Source organism: Autumnicola patrickiae (genome assembly GCF_031846525.1).
Taxonomy (GTDB): Bacteria; Bacteroidota; Bacteroidia; order Flavobacteriales; family Flavobacteriaceae; genus Autumnicola; species Autumnicola patrickiae.
On record NZ_JAVRHM010000010.1, the window covers coordinates 118,944 to 142,545 of the forward strand.

General features: G+C 38.1%; 18 protein-coding genes. 6 read left to right on the plus strand and 12 right to left on the minus strand.

Annotation, left to right across the window (positions count from 1 at the left end; all coding sequences use genetic code 11):
• Window positions 1–6 precede the first annotated feature (6 nt).
• On the plus strand, window positions 7–2,190 hold the full coding sequence (locus RM549_RS10320) for an endonuclease MutS2 (protein ID WP_311684438.1): 2,184 nt from the start codon (window positions 7–9) through the stop codon (window positions 2,188–2,190).
• Window positions 2,191–2,296: 106 nt separating this feature from the next.
• Window positions 2,297–2,716, plus strand: coding sequence for a thiol-disulfide oxidoreductase DCC family protein (locus RM549_RS10325; RefSeq protein WP_311684440.1), 420 nt, complete (start codon window positions 2,297–2,299; stop codon window positions 2,714–2,716).
• A 25-nt stretch (window positions 2,717–2,741) separates the two neighbouring features.
• Here the strand turns inward: RM549_RS10325 and RM549_RS10330 are convergent, their stop codons facing one another.
• Both RM549_RS10330 and aroC read right to left on the minus strand, forming a co-directional pair.
• Window positions 2,742–4,055 carry a dicarboxylate/amino acid:cation symporter gene (locus tag RM549_RS10330; protein ID WP_311684441.1) on the minus strand — a complete coding sequence of 438 codons (1,314 nt, stop codon included), beginning with the start codon at window positions 4,053–4,055 and terminating at the stop codon, window positions 2,742–2,744.
• Window positions 4,056–4,080: 25 nt separating this feature from the next.
• Window positions 4,081–5,145: a chorismate synthase gene (gene aroC / locus RM549_RS10335; RefSeq protein ID WP_311684499.1), complete on the minus strand. Its 1,065-nt coding sequence runs from the start codon at window positions 5,143–5,145 to the stop codon at window positions 4,081–4,083.
• Between the two features lie 178 nt (window positions 5,146–5,323).
• Here aroC and RM549_RS10340 point away from each other — a divergent pair, with 178 nt between their 5' ends.
• Complete coding sequence (locus RM549_RS10340; protein WP_311684443.1) at window positions 5,324–6,163, plus strand: UDP-2,3-diacylglucosamine diphosphatase; 840 nt, start codon at window positions 5,324–5,326, stop codon at window positions 6,161–6,163.
• Window positions 6,164–6,166: 3 nt separating this feature from the next.
• Here the strand turns inward: RM549_RS10340 and RM549_RS10345 are convergent, their stop codons facing one another.
• The gene (locus tag RM549_RS10345) at window positions 6,167–6,544 is read right to left on the minus strand and encodes a response regulator (RefSeq protein ID WP_311684445.1); all 378 of its coding nucleotides are present in this window, start codon (window positions 6,542–6,544) and stop codon (window positions 6,167–6,169) included.
• 198 nt (window positions 6,545–6,742) lie between these two features.
• Window positions 6,743–9,691, minus strand: coding sequence for an FAD-binding and (Fe-S)-binding domain-containing protein (locus RM549_RS10350; protein WP_311684447.1), 2,949 nt, complete (start codon window positions 9,689–9,691; stop codon window positions 6,743–6,745).
• Between the two features lie 115 nt (window positions 9,692–9,806).
• On the opposite strand from RM549_RS10350, the gene RM549_RS10355 reads away from it, so the two are divergent.
• Window positions 9,807–10,295 (plus strand): hypothetical protein, encoded by a 489-nt coding sequence (locus RM549_RS10355; protein ID WP_311684450.1) that lies wholly within the window; start codon window positions 9,807–9,809, stop codon window positions 10,293–10,295.
• A gap of 117 nt (window positions 10,296–10,412) precedes the next feature.
• Here RM549_RS10355 and bshA read toward each other — a convergent pair whose 3' ends face one another.
• The 7 genes from bshA to RM549_RS10390 form a co-directional block, all read right to left on the minus strand.
• Window positions 10,413–11,555, minus strand: coding sequence for an N-acetyl-alpha-D-glucosaminyl L-malate synthase BshA (gene bshA / locus RM549_RS10360; protein WP_311684452.1), 1,143 nt, complete (start codon window positions 11,553–11,555; stop codon window positions 10,413–10,415).
• Between the two features lie 58 nt (window positions 11,556–11,613).
• On the minus strand, window positions 11,614–14,547 hold the full coding sequence (locus RM549_RS10365; RefSeq protein ID WP_311684454.1) for a serine hydrolase domain-containing protein: 2,934 nt from the start codon (window positions 14,545–14,547) through the stop codon (window positions 11,614–11,616).
• Complete coding sequence (locus RM549_RS10370) at window positions 14,547–15,032, minus strand: ABC transporter ATPase (RefSeq protein WP_311684456.1); 486 nt, start codon at window positions 15,030–15,032, stop codon at window positions 14,547–14,549. Before RM549_RS10370 ends, RM549_RS10365 begins: the two co-directional genes overlap by 1 nt.
• Window positions 15,033–15,492: 460 nt before the next feature.
• The gene (locus tag RM549_RS10375) at window positions 15,493–16,284 is read right to left on the minus strand and encodes a (Fe-S)-binding protein (RefSeq protein ID WP_311684458.1); all 792 of its coding nucleotides are present in this window, start codon (window positions 16,282–16,284) and stop codon (window positions 15,493–15,495) included.
• A gap of 37 nt (window positions 16,285–16,321) precedes the next feature.
• Window positions 16,322–17,665, minus strand: coding sequence for a 4Fe-4S dicluster domain-containing protein (locus tag RM549_RS10380; RefSeq protein WP_311684461.1), 1,344 nt, complete (start codon window positions 17,663–17,665; stop codon window positions 16,322–16,324).
• Window positions 17,666–17,676: 11 nt separating this feature from the next.
• Entirely contained in the window at window positions 17,677–18,627 is a 951-nt protein-coding gene (locus RM549_RS10385; protein ID WP_311684463.1) for an MlaD family protein, read from the minus strand.
• A gap of 53 nt (window positions 18,628–18,680) precedes the next feature.
• A complete protein-coding gene (locus RM549_RS10390; RefSeq protein WP_432264712.1) occupies window positions 18,681–19,790 on the minus strand; it encodes an N-acetylmuramoyl-L-alanine amidase family protein in 1,110 nt (369 codons plus the stop codon).
• A gap of 137 nt (window positions 19,791–19,927) precedes the next feature.
• Here RM549_RS10390 and RM549_RS10395 point away from each other — a divergent pair, with 137 nt between their 5' ends.
• Both RM549_RS10395 and RM549_RS10400 read left to right on the plus strand, forming a co-directional pair.
• Window positions 19,928–22,642 carry a putative LPS assembly protein LptD gene (locus tag RM549_RS10395; RefSeq protein WP_311684467.1) on the plus strand — a complete coding sequence of 905 codons (2,715 nt, stop codon included), beginning with the start codon at window positions 19,928–19,930 and terminating at the stop codon, window positions 22,640–22,642.
• Between the two features lie 48 nt (window positions 22,643–22,690).
• Entirely contained in the window at window positions 22,691–23,074 is a 384-nt protein-coding gene (locus RM549_RS10400; protein WP_311684501.1) for a RidA family protein, read from the plus strand.
• 159 nt (window positions 23,075–23,233) lie between these two features.
• Here RM549_RS10400 and RM549_RS10405 read toward each other — a convergent pair whose 3' ends face one another.
• On the minus strand, window positions 23,234–23,599 hold the full coding sequence (locus tag RM549_RS10405) for a methylglyoxal synthase (protein WP_311684469.1): 366 nt from the start codon (window positions 23,597–23,599) through the stop codon (window positions 23,234–23,236).
• Window positions 23,600–23,602 lie beyond the last annotated feature (3 nt).

Genomic DNA, 23,602 nt, shown 5'->3' on the forward strand with positions numbered 1-23,602 from the left:
ATTACTATGATTAAAATCACATCAAAGAGTCTTCTTGATCTTGAATTTCCGGTTGTTCGCGAGCAAATCAGCGCACTTTGCATTACCGGAAAAGGGAAAGAAAAGGCCCTGGAAATAAAACCATATTCCACTTATAAAAAAACGTATTTCGGACTCAATCAGACGAACGAGTACGTAAAATCCAAAACTCAGGAAAGTCCGATTCCCAATCACGGATTCGATAATATCGAAAATGAAATAAAGCTTCTAAATATTGAAGATTCAATTCTTGAAGTGAGCGGCTTCAGGAAAATTGCTTCAATTTCTGAAACTGTAAATATGCAGTTGCGGTATTTCAGAAAATTCAGGGAAGTTTATCCTTCGTTGTATCAAACCACTTCAGAAGTAGAATATACCACTGAATTGATAGAGCGAATAGGTAGAGTAGTCGATAAATTTGGTGAGATAAAAGACGACGCCTCTCCCCTGTTGCAGGAAACCAGGCGGTCCATGAATTCGGTAAAAGGAAAGATCAATTCCAGTTTTACTTCTGCACTTACCACTTATAACGGCTATGGTTATCTTGATGAAATTAAGGAAAGTGTTGTTGAAAACGTGCGGGTTCTTGCGGTTAAAGCTATGTACCGACGAAAGGTAAAAGGCGGGATTATGGGAAATTCCAAAACCGGAAGTATCGTTTACATTCAGCCGGAATCAACTTTTCAATATACAAGGGAACTCAATAATCTTCAGTACGAAGAAAAGGAAGAGATTAACCGCATTTTAAAGGAACTTACAAATTTTGTGCGGCCATACCGGGAGCTGCTTATCGATTACCAGGAATTACTGAGTGAGATCGATGTAATTTCTGCCAAGGCAAAGTATGCGGACAAAATGAATGGTATTCTCCCTAGGATTTCTGAGGACCGGGAGATTCAGTTAAAAGATGCTTATCACCCATTGTTGCTTCTCTCTAATAAAAGGACCGGAAAGAAAACTTATCCGCAGACGATCGAGATGGCGAAGGATAACAGGATAATCGTCATTTCCGGTCCTAATGCCGGCGGAAAAAGTATCACGCTGAAAACAGTTGGTTTGCTTCAGTTAATGCTGCAGAGCGGAATTCTTGTTCCGGTACATGAATACAGCAGAATGTCTTTCTTCGATAAGATCCTAACGGATATTGGAGATAATCAGTCGATTGAAAATCATTTAAGTACGTACAGTTACCGACTGAAGAACATGAAAAAATTTCTTCGGAAGTGTGACGAAAATACGCTATTCCTTATCGACGAATTCGGTACCGGAAGTGATCCAGAACTTGGTGGTGCCCTGGCAGAAACTTTTCTCGAGGTTTTTTATGAAAAAGAATCCTTCGGAATTCTTACCACGCATTATGCAAACCTGAAGAAACTGGCGGGAGAATTACCAGATATGAGCAATGCCAATATGTTGTTTGATTCCCAGAGCCTGGAACCAATGTTTAAACTACGGGTGGGAGAAGCAGGAAGTTCTTTCACCTTTGAAGTTGCCCTGAAAAACGGAATCCCCTTCAGTTTAATTAATCGTTCTAAAAAGAAAGTTGAACGTGGGAAAATAAGGTTTGATCAAAGTATAGCTAAACTTCAGAAGGAAAGGTCTAATCTTCAGAAAACCACAGATTCTTTAAAGGATAAAGAAATAAAAGCCGCCAAGGAGAAGGACAAACTGGAAGAAACAAATTCCCGCGTTCAGCAGAAACTGGAGAGCTATCAGGAACTTTTTGATGCCAATCAGCGTCTTATTTATATTGGTCAAAAAATTAATGATATAAGTGAAAAATACTTTGTTGATAAGAAGAAAAAGGAACTTATTGGTGAGTTCCTGAAGCTTGTGGAAATTGAAAATTCCAAGCGCAAAAAAGAATCAGCGAAACAACGTAGAGCGAAGAAAGCTGAAGAAAAGAAAATTCAGCAGGAAGTAGCTAAAAAAATTGAACCGATAAGAAAGCAGAAAAAGGAAGAAAAAGAGAAACAGAAAGCTGTAGCCAAAAAAGAAGCCAATAAACCGAAAGCGACACTTAGAATTGGGGATCGCGTAAGGCTGGAAGACAGCAAATCTGTTGGTACTCTGGACAAAATCGAGAAAGGGAAAGCAATAGTGAATTATGGAATGTTTACGACTTCGGTTTCTATAGACCAACTGGAACTGGTGCAGGCCATGAAAAAGTAATGATCTGTAAAGGAAAGTTGTACCTTTAGAAAAAGGCTAAACATACGGACCCGGACCAAAAAGGTTCGACAGAAAATGAATTCAGATCGTTTTTAAAAATATATCAATGACTTCTTTACCAGAAAATAAAAAAATAGTTCTTTTTGACGGTGTTTGCAATCTTTGCGACGGTGCAGTAAAATTTATTATTGAACATGATAAAAAAGATGTTTTCCGGTTTGCGTCTTTACAGAGTGAATTCGGACAAAAACTTATAGCAGAAAGAGGTCTGGATCCGGAAGAGCTGGATTCGGTGGTGCTAATTGAGCCTGGAGTAGCTTATTACAGAAAATCGACGGCTGCACTGGAAATTTCCAGAGAACTTTCCGGAGGTTATTCTTTGCTAAAAAATTTTCTGCTTCTACCTGAAGGATTTCGTGATCTGATTTATGATTTTGTAGCCAATAACCGATACAAATGGTATGGTAAAAAAGAAAGCTGCATGATCCCCACTCCGGAATTAAAAGCTAAATTTCTGGATTATTGAAGATTCAAAAATTAATTTTAAACATTTATTTTTTGTCTTCTTCGGGATAATTATCATCCCAATTTTTTACGTTTGGCTCCCCCATTTTATCTACAGATTTTGCGACCATTAAAGAGACAGCTGCGTCACCGGTTACATTAACCATCGTCCTGCACATATCGAGAGGGCGGTCTACTGCAAAAATTAATGCAAGGCCTGCTTCAGGAATTCCTGCCTGGGCCAATACAATAACCAGCATCACCATCCCTGCACCGGGAACTGCTGCAGAGCCTATAGAGGCCAAAGTTGCCGTGGCAATTATTCCTAATTGTGCTCCTAAGGAGAGATCCATTCCAAAAGCCTGAGCGATAAAAACTGCGGCAACTGCCTGATAAAGACTTGTACCGTCCATATTAATAGTTGCACCTATTGGAAGAACAAAGCTGGTAACTTCTCTGTGCACCCCCATATGCTCCTCTACTCTTTCCATCGTTACCGGTAAAGTTGCCGCACTGGAACTGGTCGAAAAAGCTAAAAGCTGAGCGGGCGCAATTCCGTTAATAAAGAATGAAGGAGTGTTTTTTGTGAAGATCCAAACCAGCAGCACATAAACTCCAATCATTAAAGCTAGTCCTATTAAAACCGTTAAAGCATACATCGCCAGTGCCGCAAAGAGATCTGTACTTGGTGATTCGACTACAAGAGCTGCCAGTAAAGCAAAAACCCCGTAAGGAGCGGCAAGCATGATAAGATCAATCATTTTAAGAATAACCTCATTAAATCCATCGAAGAAATCCTTTACAGGTTTGGCTGTTTTTTCAGGAATTAGAATGAGTCCAATCGCAAAGAAAATTGCAAAGAAAATGACCTGTAACATATTAGCATTATCCCCGGCAGCAGCAAATATATTGCTGGGCACCAGGTCTTCCAGGGCCTGTAAAGGTCCGGCTTCTTTTTGTTTTTCGGCATTTAATTGTATACCCGAAGCATCGCCTTCATAACTGGTAAGCAAATCCTGACGGGTATCTTCAGTAATTGTATTTCCCGGCTGTATAAGGTTTACCATTCCCAAACCTATGGAAACAGCAATTACAGTGGTAAAAATATAGGTGACTATTGTCCTGGTACCCATTTTGGATAGCTTCGAAATATCTTTTAAATCTGATATTCCTTTAATAAGTGAAGCCAGGATAAGTGGAACTGCAATTAACTTAAGGGCGTTGATAAAAATGTTTCCGAAAGGTTTGATCCAGTCGCTTACAAATTCGGCTCCCCAGCTAAAATTGGTTAATATTAATGCAAAGACAACACCCGCAGCCATTCCCAATAATATCTGCCAATGCAGTGCAAGTTTCTTCATAATAATCTATTTCAGGAGAATTGAATTATAGTTTAGATGTTTTATTCTGAAGCATATAATCTGCAATAACCAATGCTGCCATTGCCTCTACAATAGGAACAGCCCTGGGAACCACACAGGGATCATGTCTACCTTTCCCCTGCATTTCCACAGATTCTCCCTGTGCATTAATCGTCTCCTGATTTTGCATTATCGTAGCGACAGGTTTAAAAGCTACATTAAAATAGATATCCATTCCATTGGAAATTCCTCCCTGTATACCGCCGCTAAGGTTTGTTCTTGTAGAACCGTCATTATTAAAAATATCGTTGTGCTGACTCCCTTTCATCTTTGTGCCTTCAAATCCGCTGCCATATTCAAATCCTTTTACAGCGTTTATGGAAAGCATGGCTTTTCCAAGTTCGGCATGTAATTTATCAAAGACAGGTTCACCCAAACCCTTAGGAACATTTTTAATAACGCATTGCACAGTTCCTCCCACTGTATCACCTTCAGCCCGTATTTCTTTAATGTATGCCTCCATCTTCTCGGCAGTTGCTGTATCGGGACATCTTACCGGATTGGTCTCAATTATATTAAAGTCAAGTTCTTTATGGCTCTTTTGAAGTTCAATTTCCCCGACAGAGGCTGTATAGGCAGTTATTTCAATTCCAGCCAAAATCTGTTTTGCAAGTGCACCTGCGACCACCCTACAAGCTGTTTCACGGGCAGAAGATCTCCCTCCGCCACGATAATCCCTTACTCCATATTTCTCATCATACGTATAATCTGCATGAGAAGGCCTGTAAGTATCTTTTATATGGGAATAATCTTTCGATTTCTGATTGGCATTTTTAATAATAAAACCAATTGGAGTTCCTGTGGTTTGTTCTTCAAAAATACCTGAAAGAAATTCTACCGTATCTGGTTCTTTTCTCTGTGTAACGATTGCCGACTGTCCCGGACGACGACGGTTCAGCTCATTTTGAATTTTTTCCAGATCTAATTTTAATCCCGCCGGACAGCCATCTATAACCCCTCCAATTGCCTGCCCGTGTGACTCACCAAAAGTGGTTAGTCTGAATAATTTTCCGAAGGAATTCCCCGCCATAGTTGTGATTTTGAACAAATGTAATTTTTTAACACCACTTTTGAAAGGCTAAATTCAATTAATCTACTGGTAATGTACAGAGTCGATCTTTAAAGTACGGGTAAGATTTTCTTAATTCTTGGCTAAAGCATTTCTAGCAATAATTACTGAATTTTATTTGTAATAAATTAAAAAAAATTTGGCACAAAAGAGAAAGCTGGATGTTGTTGTAATTTCTGATGTGCACCTTGGTACCTTTGGATGTCACGCAAAAGAACTCTGTGCTTATCTTGACAGCATTCAGCCTGAAAAATTAATTCTAAATGGAGATATTATAGATATCTGGCAATTCCGGAAAAGGTATTTTCCAAAAGCTCACATGGAAGTAGTTAAAAAGATTATCGATTTAAGTACCCGCGGCACTGAAGTTATCTACATCACTGGAAATCATGATGAAATGCTTCGAAAATTTAGCGACATCAAGTTAGGAGCATTTAGTATTGTAGACAAACTGGTGCTTGATTTGGATGGGAAAGTAGCCTGGTTCTTTCATGGTGATGTTTTTGATGTTTCCATTCAAAACGCCAAATGGATTGCAAAACTTGGAGGATGGGGTTATGATATACTTATTTTATTCAACAGGTTTCTTAACTGGTACCTGGTGAAAATTGGCAAAAAAAAGTACTCACTTTCCAGAAAGATAAAGGACAGCGTAAAAGCCGCAGTAAAGGCTGTACACGACTTCGAAAAAACCGCCGCCGACCTGGCCATTGAAAGTGGTTATAAATATGTTATTTGCGGACATATCCATCAGCCAAAGATTATCAGGAAGACCAATGATAATGGCACGTGTTTATATTTAAATTCCGGAGACTGGATTGAGAATTTAACTGCGCTGGAATACAACAACAAACGTTGGGAACTTTTTCAATATAAAAACTTGCAAGAGCAAAAAGAAATTGAAAGTAAAATTTTTCCTTTAACTGCCATAACCATATCTATTCCAGGTCAGGAAGATAGCAGAAAAAGGAAAAATTAAATACTAGAGTTTATTTTCTTCTTTTGCCTGCAAAACATGGTCGATTCTGGAAAGGAGCATTTCCATATCAAATGGCTTGGAAATAAAGTCCACAGCACCGGCTTCCTTACAAATTTCTGCCGCATTGTGCAGGGCAGACATCATGATTACCGGAACTTCGGAAACTTCCTCGTCTTTCTTTAAGTTTGAACAAACCTCTGTTCCATCCACACCGGATATTAATTTATCCAGAAGTACCAGTTCAATCTTATTTTTCACAATATTTTCTTTAGTCTCCAAAGGCTTCTGAGAAAGGGTAACTTCATGATCCTTAAATTCCAGGATATCCTTAATCATGTGACCTATTGATGCATCGTCATCTACTATTAAAATTTTCGCCATTTTTTTGGTTGTTTAGTGAGAACTATTTCAAAAATAAAATTTGAGCATCCTTCCGGCTGGTTTCAGGCCTTTTTAAGATTTCCGATGCTATAAAATATAACCTTATTAATGTATAAATCCTAAATTCAAAAGTAATTATTTCAAAAAGTCAGGCAAGGTAGTGCTAATTTTAAAATCATGTACAACCAAAGTTTAATTCTATAAAACTGCCTCTCTTAAAATACTCACAGGATGCCTGGCACTTCTTTGTGTGCCATCTTTTATTTGGTGCCTGCAACTTGTCCCATTGGCTGCAATTATTGTTTCTTTTGATGATTTTCTTACTGCCGGGAATAAGGTTTGCTCCCCAATATTCATACTTATCTCGTAATGCTCTTCTTCATATCCAAAAGAACCTGCCATTCCGCAACATCCCGAGGGAATAATGGTTACATTGTAATTAACCGGAAGATTTAAAACTGTAAAAGTATTTGAGGTGTTGGAAAGAGCCTTTTGGTGGCAATGGCCATGTATTTTAATCGTTTTTTCTTCTGAAGTAAAAGAATTGGCATTTATATTTCCCAAAGCAATTTCCTTTTTTATAAATTCTTCTATCAGCAGGCAATTAGTAGCTAATTTTTCAGCGGCGTTTTTATTATTCGCCAGCCGCAGATACTCATCCCTAAAGCTAAGTATTGCCGAAGGTTCTATTCCTATAAGGGGTGTTTCTTCAGAAATTATTTTTTTAAATATCTCAATGTTTTTGTTTGCCAAGACTTTAGCTTCATCAAGAAAGCCTTTAGACAAATGGCTGCGACCGCTTTCTTCGTGTTCCTTAATTTCAACCTGATATTTTAATCTACTCAACAATTCTAAAGCATCAATACCTATCTCTGCATCTAGATAATTGGTAAACTCATCGTTAAAAAGATAAACCGTTTTTAAAGGATTTTCCACCCGTAAACGTTCTTTATTTTGTCTATAGTAGTCTGAAACAGTTTGTCTCGAAAGATTTGGCAAACTCCGCTCTTTTGCAATACCAAAAGATTTTTTTGCTATTCCTGAAGTCAAAGTATTTTTGAAGAAGAAGTTTGTAATTCCAGGAATCCTGGATCCTAATTTATTCATCCTGCCATTGTTTACAAACATTTTGTTTCTTGTTGTAAAACCATTTGCTTTCTGGTACTGATACAAAAATTCAGCTTTTAATGCGGCAACATCTACGCTGGAAGGACACTCGCTTTTACACCCTTTACAGCTTATACAAAGATCAAAGACTTCTTTGAGCTCAGAATGATCAAATTTATTTTTCTTATCAGAATTAGTTAAGAATTCCCTCAGACCGTTGGCTCTGGCCCGGGTGGTATCTTTTTCGTTTTTTGTAGCGCGATAACTCGGGCACATTGTTCCTCCAGATTCTGAAGATTTTCTGCAATCCCCGCTTCCGTTACATTTTTCTGCCATCCTGAGAATTCCTTCAGATTCAGAGAAATCCATTAAAGTTTCTACTTCTGGCTCCTTTCTGTCTACTACGTAACGAAAGGACGTGTCCATGGGTGGTGCATCAATTATTTTTCCCGGATTAAAGATATTCTGTGGGTCAAAAACCGACTTTACATCTTTCAGGATCTGGTAATTTTTAGAACCAATCATGTACTCAATAAACTCAGCTCGCACCCTTCCATCCCCATGCTCGCCGCTCATGGATCCATTGTATTTTTTTACCAGTTTCGCCACATCTTCAGTAATGCTTCTAAAGAGTTTTACATCTTCAGATTTCTTAATGTTCAAAATTGGTCTTAAATGCAGTTCTCCTGCCCCGGCATGTGCATAATAAACAGCATCCTGTCCATACTTTTTCATTACCTGGCTAAACTCAAGGATGTAATCTGACAGGTAAGGCAGGGCCACTGCAGTATCTTCAATACAGGCTACAGCTTTGCTATCCCCCACAATATTGCCAAGCAATCCCAGTCCAGCTTTTCTTAATTCCAGCGCCAGTCCTATCTGCTCGTCCATTAGCACAGGAAAAGCATATCCCAAACCGGAGCTGTCCAGAGTTTCCATAAGCTCCTGAGTTTGTTTCTGAAGCTCTTCCTGGCTATTTGCTCTTAACTCCAGCATTAAAATTGCTTCAGGATCACCCTGAATAAAAAAACGGTTCTCTTTATATTTGAGGTTTTGTTTCGTACAATCGAGGATGGTTTTATCCATCATTTCACAGGTAAAGAGCGGATGCCTCATTGCCGGCACAACAGCTTGCAAACACGCTTCTATAGAGGTATAGTGGGCTGCAACCATGGATGATTTAGGCGGTGGTAACCGGTCCAGTTGCAAAGTAATTTCTGTGGTAAAAGCTAAAGTTCCTTCACTTCCCGAAAGTAAGTTGCAGAAGTCAAACTTTTTCTTTGATGCCTTGTCGAAAACTTCAGAATATACGAGATCATCTATTGCATATCCTGTATTGCGACGGTGCATTTCCTGTGGCGGAAATTTTTCTTTTATTTCCTTCTTATTTTCTTCCGAAGATAATTTTGCTTCTATTTCCCTGTAAATTTTACCTTCAAGATTTTCAAGCTGAAGTTTTTGCGCGTACTCCTCTTTTGAAAGAGCACCAAATTCCGCTTCACTCCCATCACTTAAAATTGTTTTTAAGGAAACAACTTTCTCTCTTGTTGTCCCAAATTTGATGGAGGTGGTGCCGCTTGAATTATTTCCTACCATCCCTCCTATCATACAGCGATTAGATGTAGAAGTGTTGGGGCCAAAAAACAATCCGTGCTCTTTTAATATTCGGTTTAGGTCATCCCTAATTACACCCGGCTGGAGTCGGACTGTCCTTTCTTCGGTATTTATTTCATAAATAGTGGTAAAATGCTTAGAAACATCTACAACAATGCCTGTTCCTACACATTGCCCTGCAAGCGATGTTCCTGCGGTCCTGGGGATAAGGGAGGTATGATTTTCTGTAGCAAATTTTATAAGCAGTTTTAAGTCTTCCTCATTTTTAGGATAACACACTGCCAGTGGGACTTCTCTGTACACAGATGCATCTGTAGCATATATCGAACGCCACAAATCATCATGATACAATTGTCCTTCTAAATTTTTAGATAAATCAATTAACTTTTCTTTCATAATAAAAGAAGCTAAAATACGTTTTTTCATGAAAATGACTTAACAGAGCATTAAAGAAAATTAACAATAGATTGGGGAATGTAGGTGTTTTCGCTTTATCCTAACGATTACATTTGCTTCTTTAAATAGAAAAACACAGGATAATATGAAAAAGTTCATCTTACTGGCAGCACTTACAATGGGTGCAGCATTTACAGGAGTTAAAGCTCAGGAAATTGCAGACAATGCCATAGGTCTTCGTCTTGGTGGAGGAAGTGGTTATGGAGCTGAAGTTTCTTATCAAAAAGCAGCAGGTGCTAACAATCGTTTGGAATTTGATCTTGGCTGGAGGAATGACAACAGCTTTGATGCTTTTAAACTTGTAGGATTATATCAATGGGTATGGAACCTTGATGGAGGTTTTAACTGGTATGCAGGTGCGGGTGCAGGTGTAGGAAGTGTTAACGATAAGAGAGATGGCGATTATAACGACGGTGCTTTTCTTTTAGTAGCCGGAAACCTTGGTATCGAATATAATTTTGACATACCACTACTCCTTTCCCTGGATTTACGTCCTGAAATAGGTTTTAACGATTATGATGTGGTAGATGGATTTTCACCAGACATTGCACTGGGTATAAGATACCAGTTCTAAATAATACATCTGTTGATGATAATAAAAAAGTGGGAATTAAATTTCCCACTTTTTTTATGCCTTATTATTTTAGCTACTTATGAAAACGCAAAACTTTTTTATGGAATTATTCTTTCTTCAGGAAGATATTTTAGCTTTTTCTAAGAGGTTTTGATAAAGAGCCTCATACTGGGGAACTACTTTTTGGATATCAAATTTCTGTGATTCCTTGCGTGCATTTGCTTTAAACTGATCTAACTTTTTTTCATCTGAAAGCAGGGAAATAGCATTTTCTGACATTTTTTCTATATCTCCCACATCATTAAGAAAACCAGTTACTCCGTCTATATTAACTTCAGGTAAGCCGCCGGTATTTGTGGAAATCACAGGTACGCTGTTAACCATAGCTTCTAAAGCAGCAAGTCCAAAACTTTCTTTTTCTGAAGGAAGCAGGAACAAATCTGAAAAGCAAAGGATTTTATCTATCTCATGGCTTTCTCCTAGAAACATCACTTTGTCCAGAATGCCCAGTTCTTTCACCAAGTCTTCTGCCATTTCTTTTTCCGGGCCTTCGCCGACCATCATTAGTCTGGATTTTACCTTCTTCTGAATTTCAAAGAAAATTTTAATTACATCATCTATTCGCTTCACTTTTCTGAAGTTACTAATGTGGGTAACGATTTTTTCATCTTCCAAAGCCATCATTTCACGCTGACAATCGGTAAAAGATTTTCGCTTATATTTTGTAACATCTATAAAGTTGGGAACGACTTCTATTTCTTTTGAAATCTCAAAAGATTTCAGCGTATCTTCTTTAAGACTCTGGGAAACAGAAGTGACTACATCGCTATTATTAATACTAAATTTTACAGCAGGTTTGTAAAAAGGATGCTTTCCTACCAAGGTAATATCTGTTCCATGAAGGGTGGTGACCATGGGAATAAAGATCCCTTCCTCTTCCAGCATTTTCTTGGCCATATAACCGGCATAAGCATGCGGAATAGCATAATGTACATGCAAAAGTTCAATCTCGTGAAGTTTAACCATATTCACGAGCTTACTACTTAGTGCCAGCTCATAAGGCTGATAATGAAATAAAGGATATTCCGGTACATGTACCTCATGAAATCTCACATTGCTGGATAGCTGATCCAGCCTGACGGGTTGTTTGTAGGTAATAAAGTGAATTTCATGCCCTCTCCTGGAAAGTGCAAGTCCCAACTCTGTGGCAACAACGCCACTCCCACCAAAAGTAGGATAACAAACAATAGCAATTTTCATTAATTTTCTTTCATAAAGGGCTCCTTAAAAGCCAGTTTTCGCAATAGATATTACTTAACTAATAATCTATAGCTTCGTATATCACTTCCTGTATTTTCGACCTGATGTCCGCTCTTATAAGTTTCCGGTTATTGGAATCTGGATAGGTTCGATTGGACAAAAATACATATATAATTTCTTCCTCGGGGTCTGCCCATGCTAAAGTTCCTGTAAAACCGCTATGTCCAAAACTGGTCAAGGATACACAACCACAGGTGGGGCCGGCACTTCCAAGTTGTGGTTTGTCGAAGCCTACACCCCTTCTTACATCCTGTTCGCAATAATAGCAGGTATTAAATTTAGAGATAGTTTCAGGTTCAAAGAATTTTTCCCCACCATAACTACCGCCATTCATATACATTTGCATGATTTTAGCAACATCATTTGCATTGCTGAATAAACCGGCATGACCACCAATTCCCCCCTGCATGGCTGCTCCCTGATCATGGACGTAACCATGTATTTTCTGAGCTCTCCACAATTTATCATCTTCTGTAGGCGCTATCTGGTCCAGACCAAAACGTGTTACAGGAAGATAACCCGTAAAATTGGCTCCCAAAGGCCTGTAAAATTTCTCCTGGGTAAGACTGTTTAATGTAGTGCCATAATAAGCTTCAAGATAATATTTAAGAATGTAGAAAGGCAAATCGCTGTATTTATACTCTTTCCTCTTTTCCAGATCACTGTCCCTTATCACACTTAAAATCGTATCCTGTGCATCGTTACGTATATACAAATCTTTAGCGACATGAGTATTAAATGCTTCGGAAGGAACTTTACTATAGAATACATCTGAAGGTTTTCGAGTAGTCTTATCGAGCGTGGAGATATAAAACGGAATCCACACCTTTAGCCGGGCGTAATGCATAAGCATATCCTGCAACCTTATATCTTCCTTATTGGAATTCTGAAAAACGGTTAGCATTTCTCCCAGTGTTGTGTCAAAGTTGACAATTCCTTTTTCTTCCTGTTCCATAACCAGTGGTAAAGTCGCCAATATTTTTGTAAGGGAAGCGAGGTCGTAAACCGTAGTGTCAGTTACGGGAAGTTCTTCATCATACGTCTGATATCCAAAATTGCGGTTGTAGATAACCTTACCTTTACGTGCTATAAGAATTTGTGCACCGGGAGTCATTTTTTTTTCAATAGCTTCAGAGATAATAGAATCAATCTTTCTTAGTTTATATGAATTAACCCCTACAGTTTCGGGGATACCATAACTAAGCCGGTTAAACTCTTTGCTTCTAAGGCCAGAACCTTCAGGAAATTCGTTGCCAATGCTTACCGGTAGTTTACCACTTGCTTTTATAGCTCCAAACAGTACTTGTGCAACTTTTTGTTGTGCAATCTCATTATTCTGATAACCCACAACCACTCCTTCCAAATCTGTGAAAGTTGGGATATTCAGCAAAGAATATGGACTGGTAAAAACATTTAAAACAGTAGTGTTATTTCTGGCAATTTCATAAATCCACCGCAATTCATTTTGAGAAAACTTGTAAGAGGTCCAGGGATTATGATCTGGTTTATGAAAGCCAACAATAACGCGATCGTAATCCTTTAATCTATCCAGCAAACTCTCTAGAGTAATACCAGTCACCCAATCTACTTTTGTATATTTCCTTAGCTGGGTTAGAAAAGCGCTACCGTCCCCATCTCCAAAATTTACATACGCAAACTTTTTGTCTGCCAGTTTTTTAAAAGGCAAAAGTCCTGTGTTGTTTTTTAATACAGTAATAGAACTTTCTGTTAGTTTTTCAAAAAGCGCATCATCACGAACGCTGTGTAATTCTGAAATGAGATAGGTGGTATTTACAGGAGTATAATTATTAAGCCCTACCTTATATTTTGCAAATAATATTTTCTTTACTGAATGGCTTAAACGCTGCTCACTTATGGCTCCATTATTATAAGCTTCAGCAATTTTCTGTATCCCTTTTGGCACGTCTTCAGAAATTAGCAAAACGTCATTTCCAGCAAGAAAGGCGGCAAGATCTATATCTCCCGGATTGCTGAAATTAGAAGCCCCTTTCATGTTTAGGGCATCAGTAAAAATGAGTCCGTTAAAACCAAGTTCCTTCTTTAGAAGATCGGTAACCACAGTTTTACTTAAGGAAGAAGGTGTTCCTGTTTGCTCTTCTAACGAAGGCACATTTAAATGCGCCACCATCACGCTGGAAAGCCCTGCTTCTATTAGCTTTCTATAAGGATATAACTCAATATTCTCTATCCTTTTCCTGGAAAATGAAATGGTAGGTAAGGTCTTATGGGAATCGGAATCTGTGTCTCCGTGACCGGGAAAATGTTTGGCACTGGAAAGAATTCCTTCACGGTGCATTCCTCTAATAAAGGCGAGGGATTTTTGGGTAACGTTCTCTTTTTCCTCGCCAAAAGACCTGTTGCCGATAATTGGGTTTTCGGCATTGGTATTAATATCTACAACCGGCGCAAAATTAATATGTACACCCAGGCGCTTGGAGTGCCTGGAAATAGCAGCACCTGCTTCTTCAATTAATAGAGTATCTCTAATCGCTCCCAGGGCCATATTCCATGGCAGCGAAAAAGTGGAATCGAGCCGCATGGCCAGCCCCCATTCTGCATCCATTCCTATCATTAAAGGAATTTTTGAGGCTTCCTGAAATTCATTGGTGAGTTTAGCCTGTCTTAAAGGCCCACCTTTAGAAAAAATAATCCCACCAATATGATGTTCTTCCACGAGCTTTTTGATCTCATCTGTTTTCGATTCCGGTGCATTGGAAAAAACATCCACCATAAAAAGCTGTCCAATCTTTTCCTCCAGGGTCATCGCATTATAAACGCTGTCCACCCACTCTTTTTGAGCAGGAAAGTCGTCACTAATCAGCGGATTCCTTTGTTGAGAAAATAGATTAGTAGTGAGAAAGAAGAAAAGTGTAATTAGTACTGAAAACTTTGGGGCTACCTTCAACTTCATTAATTCAAAAAGCGGTTATGCCAGCTCTCAGATGCTGGAACTTCCCAATCTGAAAGATATTCGGCTTTAGTATTTACAAGATTATTAAAAACAATGGTTTTTGGAGAAACAGCTTTCTCTTTAGCCATTTTTCTGAAATCTATAAGGTTTTTATAGGCTACAAAATCCCCCTGTTTATAGGAAACATTCATTTTGTCCAGAAGATCAACATCATATTCTTTTTCCAATTGCTGAATGAAATGAACTGAAGCATCTATGGAACATCCTGAAGCTGAATTAATTTCCTGGTCCAGAGCAATTATAATAAAGCGCTTGTACTTAATCTCGAAACCAGCTTTTAACTCGGCTCCATGTGCAGTCCATCTCTGAACAAAAAGCTCAAGTTTTTCAGTGATTTCCTGAAGTTCTTCTTCTGTAAAAGATCTGTTGGATTGATAAATCCACACGCGGGAACTTTCGGGTAAAGTATTAAAGGGTACTAACATTTTTTATCTTAAATAAAGTTATACAAAACTACTTTATATTGCTGTGCCTTCAAATATAGTACCGCAATTTAACTTTTGAAATATCATCAGACTTCTTTTGGGTGAGGGTCGAAATTTGACAATTTTCGCAATGCATTAAAATTAAGAACCTTATCAGGATCTTCAGCTTAAAAAACAGACCGTAGTACATACTATCTGATGAGTAATATGTGCTTTTCTACCTCTATAACTTCAGTTTAGCCACTAAAAAGCTCTGATACTATTTTTTTTGAACACCAGAAAGGAATTCTGGTATTGTAGATAAGGTCAAGCCTAAAAAATGACAATTTTCGACCTTGTAGTTATACTAAAAACCGGATTATTATAAAGTATAATAACGGAGAGATGCTTAGAATTGAAATTTTAAGGAACAATATCCTAAACCTTCAGCTGAATAAAATCAGTAGTCAATTTTGGCTATTTACAGATCCTGGGCATCTGCAATCATTTCGGCAATATCCATTACAGCGATACTGTCTTCCTTGTCTTTACTCTTAACACCATCTGTCATCATCGTATTGCAAAAAGGGCATCCCGCTGCGATAACTTCAGGTTTTACTTCCATCGCTTGCTCTGTTCGCTCAATATTTACATCTTTGGTTCCCGGCTCCGGCTCTTTAAACATTTGTGCGCCACCCGCACCGCAACAAAGTCCGTTACGTTTGCACATACGCATTTCCACAAGCTCCACTTCAAGTTTCCTTAGAAGATCGCGGGGAGCTTCGTATTCTCCGTTCCCGCGGCCAAGGTAACATGGATCGTGAAAAGTTATCCTCTTTCCCTTAAATTTCCCACCTTCAACCTTGAGCCGGCCTTCGTTTAGCAGGGATTTAAGGAATTGCGTGTGGTGCATTACTTCGTAATTTCCACCAAGGGCAGGATATTCATTTTTTATGGTATTAAAACAATGCGGACAAGCGGTTACCACTTTCTCTATTTCATAACCGTTGAGCACTTCTATATTAGTAACGGCCTGCATTTGGAAAAGAAATTCATTTCCTGCACGTTTAGCAGGATCGCCGGTACAACTTTCTTCTGTACCCAAAACTGCAAAACCCACACCTGCTTTAGTTAAAAGCTTTACAAAAGCTTTCGTTATTTTTTTTGCACGATCATCAAAGCTACCCGAACAGCCGACCCAAAATAAAACTTCAGGTTTTTTACCTTCTGCCATGTATTCGGCCATTGTTGGAACTTTTAATGTTTCTGCCATTGCTTTTATCTTAAATTATTTATGAGTAAGATTCAGTTTAATTGTTCTCTTTTGCCCAATTAAGTCTATCCATTTGGTTATATGGCCATGGAGCACCATTATTTTCAATATTCGTCAAAGAAACCGCCAGTTCATTTGGGGCCGCACTCTGTTCCATTACAAGGTATCTTCTCATGTCCATTATAATGGAAAGCGGATCTATTCCCACAGGACAAGCTTCTACACAGGCATTACAGGTTGTACATGCCCATAATTCTTCTCTTAAAATATAGTCATCCAGCAATTGCTTGCCATCCTCCTGAAAACTGCCATTTTTGTTGATGTTCTCTCCTACCTCTTCTAACCTGTCACGAGTATCCATCATGATTTTTCTTGGAGAAAGTTTTTTTCCGGTTTTATTCGCCGGACATTCTGAAGTACATCTTCCACACTCCGTACAAGTATAAGCGTTTAAAAGTTGGACCCTGTTTAGATCCATGACATCTGAAGCTCCAAATTTTTCAGGTTCTGCAGTACCATCGCCTTCGGCCGGTGCGGCAAAAGGATCAGCATCCGGATCCATCATTAATTTCACTTCATCTGTAACCGATTGTAAATTGTCAAATTCTCCTTTAGGTTGTAATTTGGAAAAATAGACATTCGGGAATGCCAGTAGGATATGAAGGTGCTTTGAATAGTATAGATAGTTCAGGAAAAATAATATTCCGAGAATATGTAACCACCAGGCAGCACGCTCAATTATAACTAACGTGGAAGAGCTCATTCCATCAAATATCGGAAGTAAAAACTGGCTTATAGGAAAACTCCCCATTAGGCCGGCTTCATTATAATAAGGTTCCACCTCATTTATTTGCAGCTGGTGATCTGCAGCATTCATGGTTAGAAATAAAGCCATTAGAATCATCTCAAAATAGAGAATATAATTAGCGTCATTTTTTGGCCAGCCTTTTAATTCACGGCCAAGAAACCTGTAAATATTAGAAATATTTCTTCTTGTCCAGAAAATTATCACTCCTAACAGTACAAGAAATGCCAGGATTTCAAAAGCTGCAATTAAAATTCCATATAAATCCCCCATGGCAAATAAAACCCTGTGGGTACCGAAAATACCATCAATAATGATTTCCAGAACTTCGATGTTAATTATAATAAATCCTAAGTAGACAATAACATGCAGAATTCCAGAAACAGGCCGGCGAACCATTTTACTTTGTCCAAAAGCTATCCGGGCCATCTTTGCAAAACGTTCGCCAGGATTGTCTTTACGATCTATTTTTCTACCGAGGTTAATATTCCGGTATATGAGTAGTATGTTTTTTACAAAAAAGGCAATACCTGCCACAAGGGCAATAGTAAACAAGATTTGGGGAATAAAATCCATTTGGTTTTAGATTATCTTAGAGAATCCTCGGGTTCTGTATATCCTTTAGATCTTTTTCCAAATATAGAGAAATGAACGTAACGTTTAGGGTTAAGTTTTACATCCTGAAGAAGCTCCTCCAATTGTTCCGTAGCACGCTCCAGATTATTATAAACATCATCATTGTTTAGCAGTTTCCCTGCTGTTCCTTCTTCACTATTGATTTTATTAGAAACTTCTTCAAAATTGGCTATAATATCTTCTATGTCTCGGGACATTTGAGCTACATCAATTTGAGAAATAGAATCTGAAAATTTGTTGAAATTTCCGGACATTTCATCCAGGTTTGTAAAAGTCCTGTCCAGTTTACCGGAATTACCTTCTACAATACCTTCAAGAGTTTCAGCTGTTCCCCTAATAGATCTCGCTGTTTCACCTATATCCCTAAAAGTAGTTCTAATATTGTTTCTGGTGGTATCGTTAAGGATGACATTGAGAGCTGTAAGTAAAGAGTCTGCACTTACAATGGTATTCTCCACTTTGGTTTGAAGTGGGGTTAGCCTGTCGTTTACCAGTTCCATTAAACCTTCTTCGCTATCTCCCTGAAGCGTATCACCAGATTTTGCCAGGTTCCCCTTTTCATAATTTGGAACAATAGCAAGAGATTTCCCTCCTATAATATTACCTCCATAAATCTGGGCTACACTATTTTCTGAAAAAGGAAATTTATTATCGACAGTAAATGATACTACCAGTAAACCAGTTTCGTTCAGGAAATCTATTTTTGTTACCTGTCCCACTTTGAGACCATTAATTGTCACGGCAGAAGAAGGAGATAAACCTTCAACATCATCATACACAGCATGAAAGATTCTGCTAGAATCAAGAAGATTTTTTCCTTTCAGGAAACTATAACCAAAAATAAGAACAAGTATTGCAATAACAGCCAATATGCCGGTCTTCACCTCTTTAGAATACTTCAAAAGCTAATTTTTTAGAATACGAACAAATTTAGAAATAAAATGGAAGAGTAGCTCTAATTAACCTTAGATTTTAACGCCTCATTAACTGTAATCTTCCTGCCTTCTTTAAAAGCAACTATATAACTGGAAGTGTATCCACTTTTTATAGCATTCTGGTGTGTTTCCTGAATTTTAAGATAGTCTGAGGTTTCTCCCAGATAATATTTGTAGAGTTTCCCTTCTTTTTCTCGGGAAACGTTTTCAAGACCTCTAAAATTATAAGGTTTTGTCTCTACTTTTTTAGAGCCGGCAGCAAGTTGAACTTTAAAAGTTATCCCATCATATATAGTTGAAGCCACAGGAGTGGCTTCTATATTGCCACGGGTCTCTGAAATACTTTCCAAAGAAGACAGGTTTATATTCTGGCTATAATTGATTATTGCTTGTGAAATTGCAGCTGCCATTTTATTCTGCCCATTTCCGCTGTTAAGAAAAGCACCTTCCTGATTATTTGTAAGAAAACCTGTTTCTATAAGTACACTTGGCATAACCGCCTCACGGAGAACAAGAAAAACATCCTGCTTCACGCCACGGTTTTTTCTACTAAGTTCGTTAGTAAACTTTTTCTGAATAAAATCTGCCAGAAGAATACTCTGATTTAGGTATTCTTCCTGCATTAATGCTAAACCAATAAAAGATTCAGGGGAATTTGGATCAAAACCATTGTAAGTAACCTCATAATCATCTTCAAGATAGATTACAGAGTTTTCCCTTTTGGCGATCTCGAGGTTGTCATTACTTCTCCTTAAACCCAAAACAAAAGTTTCGGTCCCGCTGGCCTGTGAACTATGGGCGTTGCAATGAACAGAGACAAAAAGATCTGCCTTGGCTTCATTAGCAATTTGAGTTCTCTCTTTAAGCGGAATAAATATATCGGTTTTACGGGTGTAAATAACCTCTACTCCCTCACTTTCCAGTTGCTTACCAACTTTAAGAATAATACTTAAGGCAATATCTTTTTCTTTATAACCGTTACCCATATTGCCGGGATCTTTTCCTCCATGGCCGGCATCAAGAACGACAACAAAGCGATCTCTTTCCGGCACCTCATTGGCATAGAATTGATTTACGGAAAATGTTACAAAAAGGAATAATATGAAAAATTTAATCTGGCTCATCTTCATAAATAAAGTAACGCTAAAATTGGGGTGAATATTTTATTGCTATTTTTCACTTGCTCACAAAACTCAGGTGGAAAAATATATGTAATTTTGAATTCGCAAAAAGCAAGCCACTCTTTACAAAAATAGTACTTAAAGCATTGCAAACAAATATACCTTATATACTTTTTTGCTGTATTTTCATACTGTTATCCCCTTCATTAACAACGGCTCAGGAAATAGATACAACCAGCGGAATCAGAATAGAAGCTGAACGGGATACACTCGTCTCTGTAGGTGAAGGTATTCCATTAGCACAAACAATAAAACTGCAGGATAGTATAATTGCAGACTCTATTCCGCAGCCACAGGGCAACAACCTTCTTTCTGATCGTGTTGATTATAAAGCTACAGACTACATAAGACTGAGCCAAAAAGAAAACCGAATGTACCTTTATAACAATGCACAGGTTACATACGGCGATATAATTTTAAATGCAGGGTTAATTGTTATTGATAATAACAAAAATGAGGTTTATGCTTTTGGTATTCCAGATTCACTGGGTGATTATACTCAAAAACCAGTATTTCAACAAGCGCAGAAAACCGTTGAGCCAGATTCTATCCGGTTTAATTTTGATACAGAAAGGGCTCTAATCTATAATTCCAGAACACAGGAAGCCAATTTTAATGTAAGAGGGGAAGTCACCAAGAGAGAGAATGATTCCGTTTATTTTATGCAAAATGTCCGTTTCACAACTTCTGAAGATGTGGATAATCCCGATTATTACTTTTACGCCCGACGCATAAAATTCGTACCCGACAAGAAAATTGTATCAGGACTGGTAAATATGTACATAGCAGACGTGCCTACGCCTCTGGGATTGCCTTTTGGATACTTTCCTATGACTGAAGAGGAAACTTCCGGGTTTATAATACCGTCTTTTGGGGATAGTAATAATCGTGGATACTTTCTACAAAATGGTGGTTACTATTTCGCAATTAGTGATTATGTAGATCTTTTGGCTATTGGCGATTATTATACTAATGGCAGCTATGCAATGAATTTGGAATCTAATTATAACCAGCGTTACAAGTTTCGGGGAAATTTTAGTTTCAGATATGAAAAGCTACTGGAAAGTGAACGGGGATTTCCTGATTTTGCTGAAGGTTCTAATTACAATATTCGCTGGTCTCACAGTCAGGATGCTAAATCCAATCCTTCTTCAAGATTTAGTGCTTCAGTAAACCTTGGGAGTAGTGATTATTACCGTGAATCTGTAAATCAACAGAATACGGGTAACTTCTTAAACAATACCTTAAACTCTTCTGTTTCCTATTCTAAAACTTTTGAAGGGGAGCCTCAGGTAAATTTGAGCCTCGCAGCCAGGCATTCTCAAAATACAAATACCGGAATTGTTAATTTAACACTTCCCACCCTTAATGCAAGTATGACCAGGATTTATCCTTTTGAACCAAAAGTTGGAGCAAAAAAAGGTATTATAGAAAATATAAATTTTCAATATAATTTAAGGGCAGAAAACAGGATTAGCACTTATGATTCCATTTTTTTTACACCGAAGATGTTTGATGAAGCTATCTATGGTGCACAACACCAGATTCCTATCAACACAAATTTTAAATTATTTAATTACCTGAGCGTAAGTACCGGAGCCAGTTTTGAAGAGAACTGGGTTTTTGAAACTTATGAGCGTTCTTATGATGAAGAAACCAATGACGTTGTAAGGGACACAATAAACGGGTTTGATAGATTCAGCACCTATAATTTTAACGCAAACGTAGGTACAACCCTTTATGGACTGGTGAACTTTGGGAGCGATAAAAAAATCCAGGCAATCCGGCACGTGATGCGTCCCAATATAAGCTATAATATTAATCCTGCTTTTGATCAATATTACGACCAGTTTGAAGAAATTAATCCTGCAGATCCAGATCAAATAAATCTAATTGATTATTCCCGGTTTGACGGTACTTTGTATGGGGCTCCGGGAAGAAATTTTTCAAGTTCTATAGGCTTGAGCCTTAGTAATTCCCTGGAAGCAAAAGTAAGGGACAAAGATAGTACAGCTACAGAGCCAAAGAAAGTAACGCTTTTAAATAATTTTAGTATTGGCACCTCTTATAACCTGGCAGGGGATTCTTTACGCCTATCCCCTATTGCTTTAAGGGGAGGAATTCCGATCATTGAAAATAAGCTAACTGTAAACTTGGCCGCTCAAATGGATATTTATGCATTGGATAATAATAATCGTAAAATAGACCGGCTTAACATTAATAATGGAGGAAGCCTTTTCCGGTTTACCAATGCGAACGTTAGTTTTGGTTATGCTTTTTCCAGTAAGGATTTTTCTAAAGATACCGAGAATAAAGACGAATCTGAAAATGAAACATACAGAAACGGTGGCAGACCCGATGATCTATTTGGGAAAGGAACCAATCTTGACGGAAGCTTTTATGAAGACGACGAGGACCCTTTTGAGGATGGAGAAGAAAGGGAAGTTAATAGTGAATGGTATAAATATGAAATCCCGTGGGATTTACGGTTAAATTACACGATGACCTATAGTAATAATGCCAGACAGAATGAAATCACATCCCATTCTCTAATGTTCTCCGGAAATGTTGAGCTTTCTCCTAAATGGTCTATTGGAGCTTCATCGGGTTTTGATATTAGGGAGAGAGGATTTACTTTTACTCAATTGCGTTTTGCAAGGGACCTGGAAAGCTGGAGGCTCAATTTCAGCTGGGTTCCATTTAGCCAGAGAAAATCCTGGAATTTCTTTATAGGCATTAAATCTTCTATTTTGAGTGATATTAAATACGAAAAACGAAGGGACAGGGATAGAAGGTTGTAATTGTAATTCCGAATAGTGAGTAGTATAAAATAATCAATATATATTATGATGAAAAAAATTATCAAAACTGAAAACGCACCGGCACCGATAGGACCTTACAATCAGGCGGTTTTAAGTGGAAATATGCTGTTTATCTCCGGACAAATTGCTATAAACCCAAAAACCGGAAATCTTGAAATTGATGATCTTGCGGAAGAAACAAAGCTGGTGATGGAAAATTTAAAAGCTATTCTTACTGAAGCAGGGCTTACTTTTAATGATGTCATTAAAACGTCAATTTTCATAAGTGATATGAATAACTTCGCTAAAATAAACGAAGTCTACGGAACCTATTTTGATGCTGAAACCGCACCAGCCAGGGAAACCGTAGAGGTTGCCAACCTTCCGAAGTTTGTAAATGTGGAAATAAGCGCAATAGCAGTAAAGAACTAACAACAAGTTCTTAATTATATTTTTTTAGGATCAATTAAAATGGATTTAATCCAGATGAAATCCATTTTGAGTTAGAGAAGAGCTTCAGTGAACTCTTTTGATACAAGGATTTAAATACAAATCTTTATTTACCATTCTCCCAAAATTGAAGCTCTAGCTCTAGATGCCCTGGATAAGCAAACGGGCGGTGGCGGGATTAGTTGCCAGTGGCACATCGTGTACATCGCATAATCTCATTAACATAAAAATATCAGGTTCATGTGGATGTTTATCTAATGGATCCCTGAAGAAAATCACCATATCTATTAAGCCCTCTGCAATACGGGCGGCTATTTGTGCATCGCCGCCAAGCGGTCCAGACAGCAATTTTTCTACTTTAAAACCTGCGATTTCAGTTTTCGCTCCCGTGGTTCCCGTAGCGATCAAGTTTATCTCTTTGGACTGAAGTGTTTCTCGGTGATTATTCAGAAACTGAACCATTTCAGCTTTTTTCCCATTATGGGCAATAATTGCAATTGTTTTCATAAA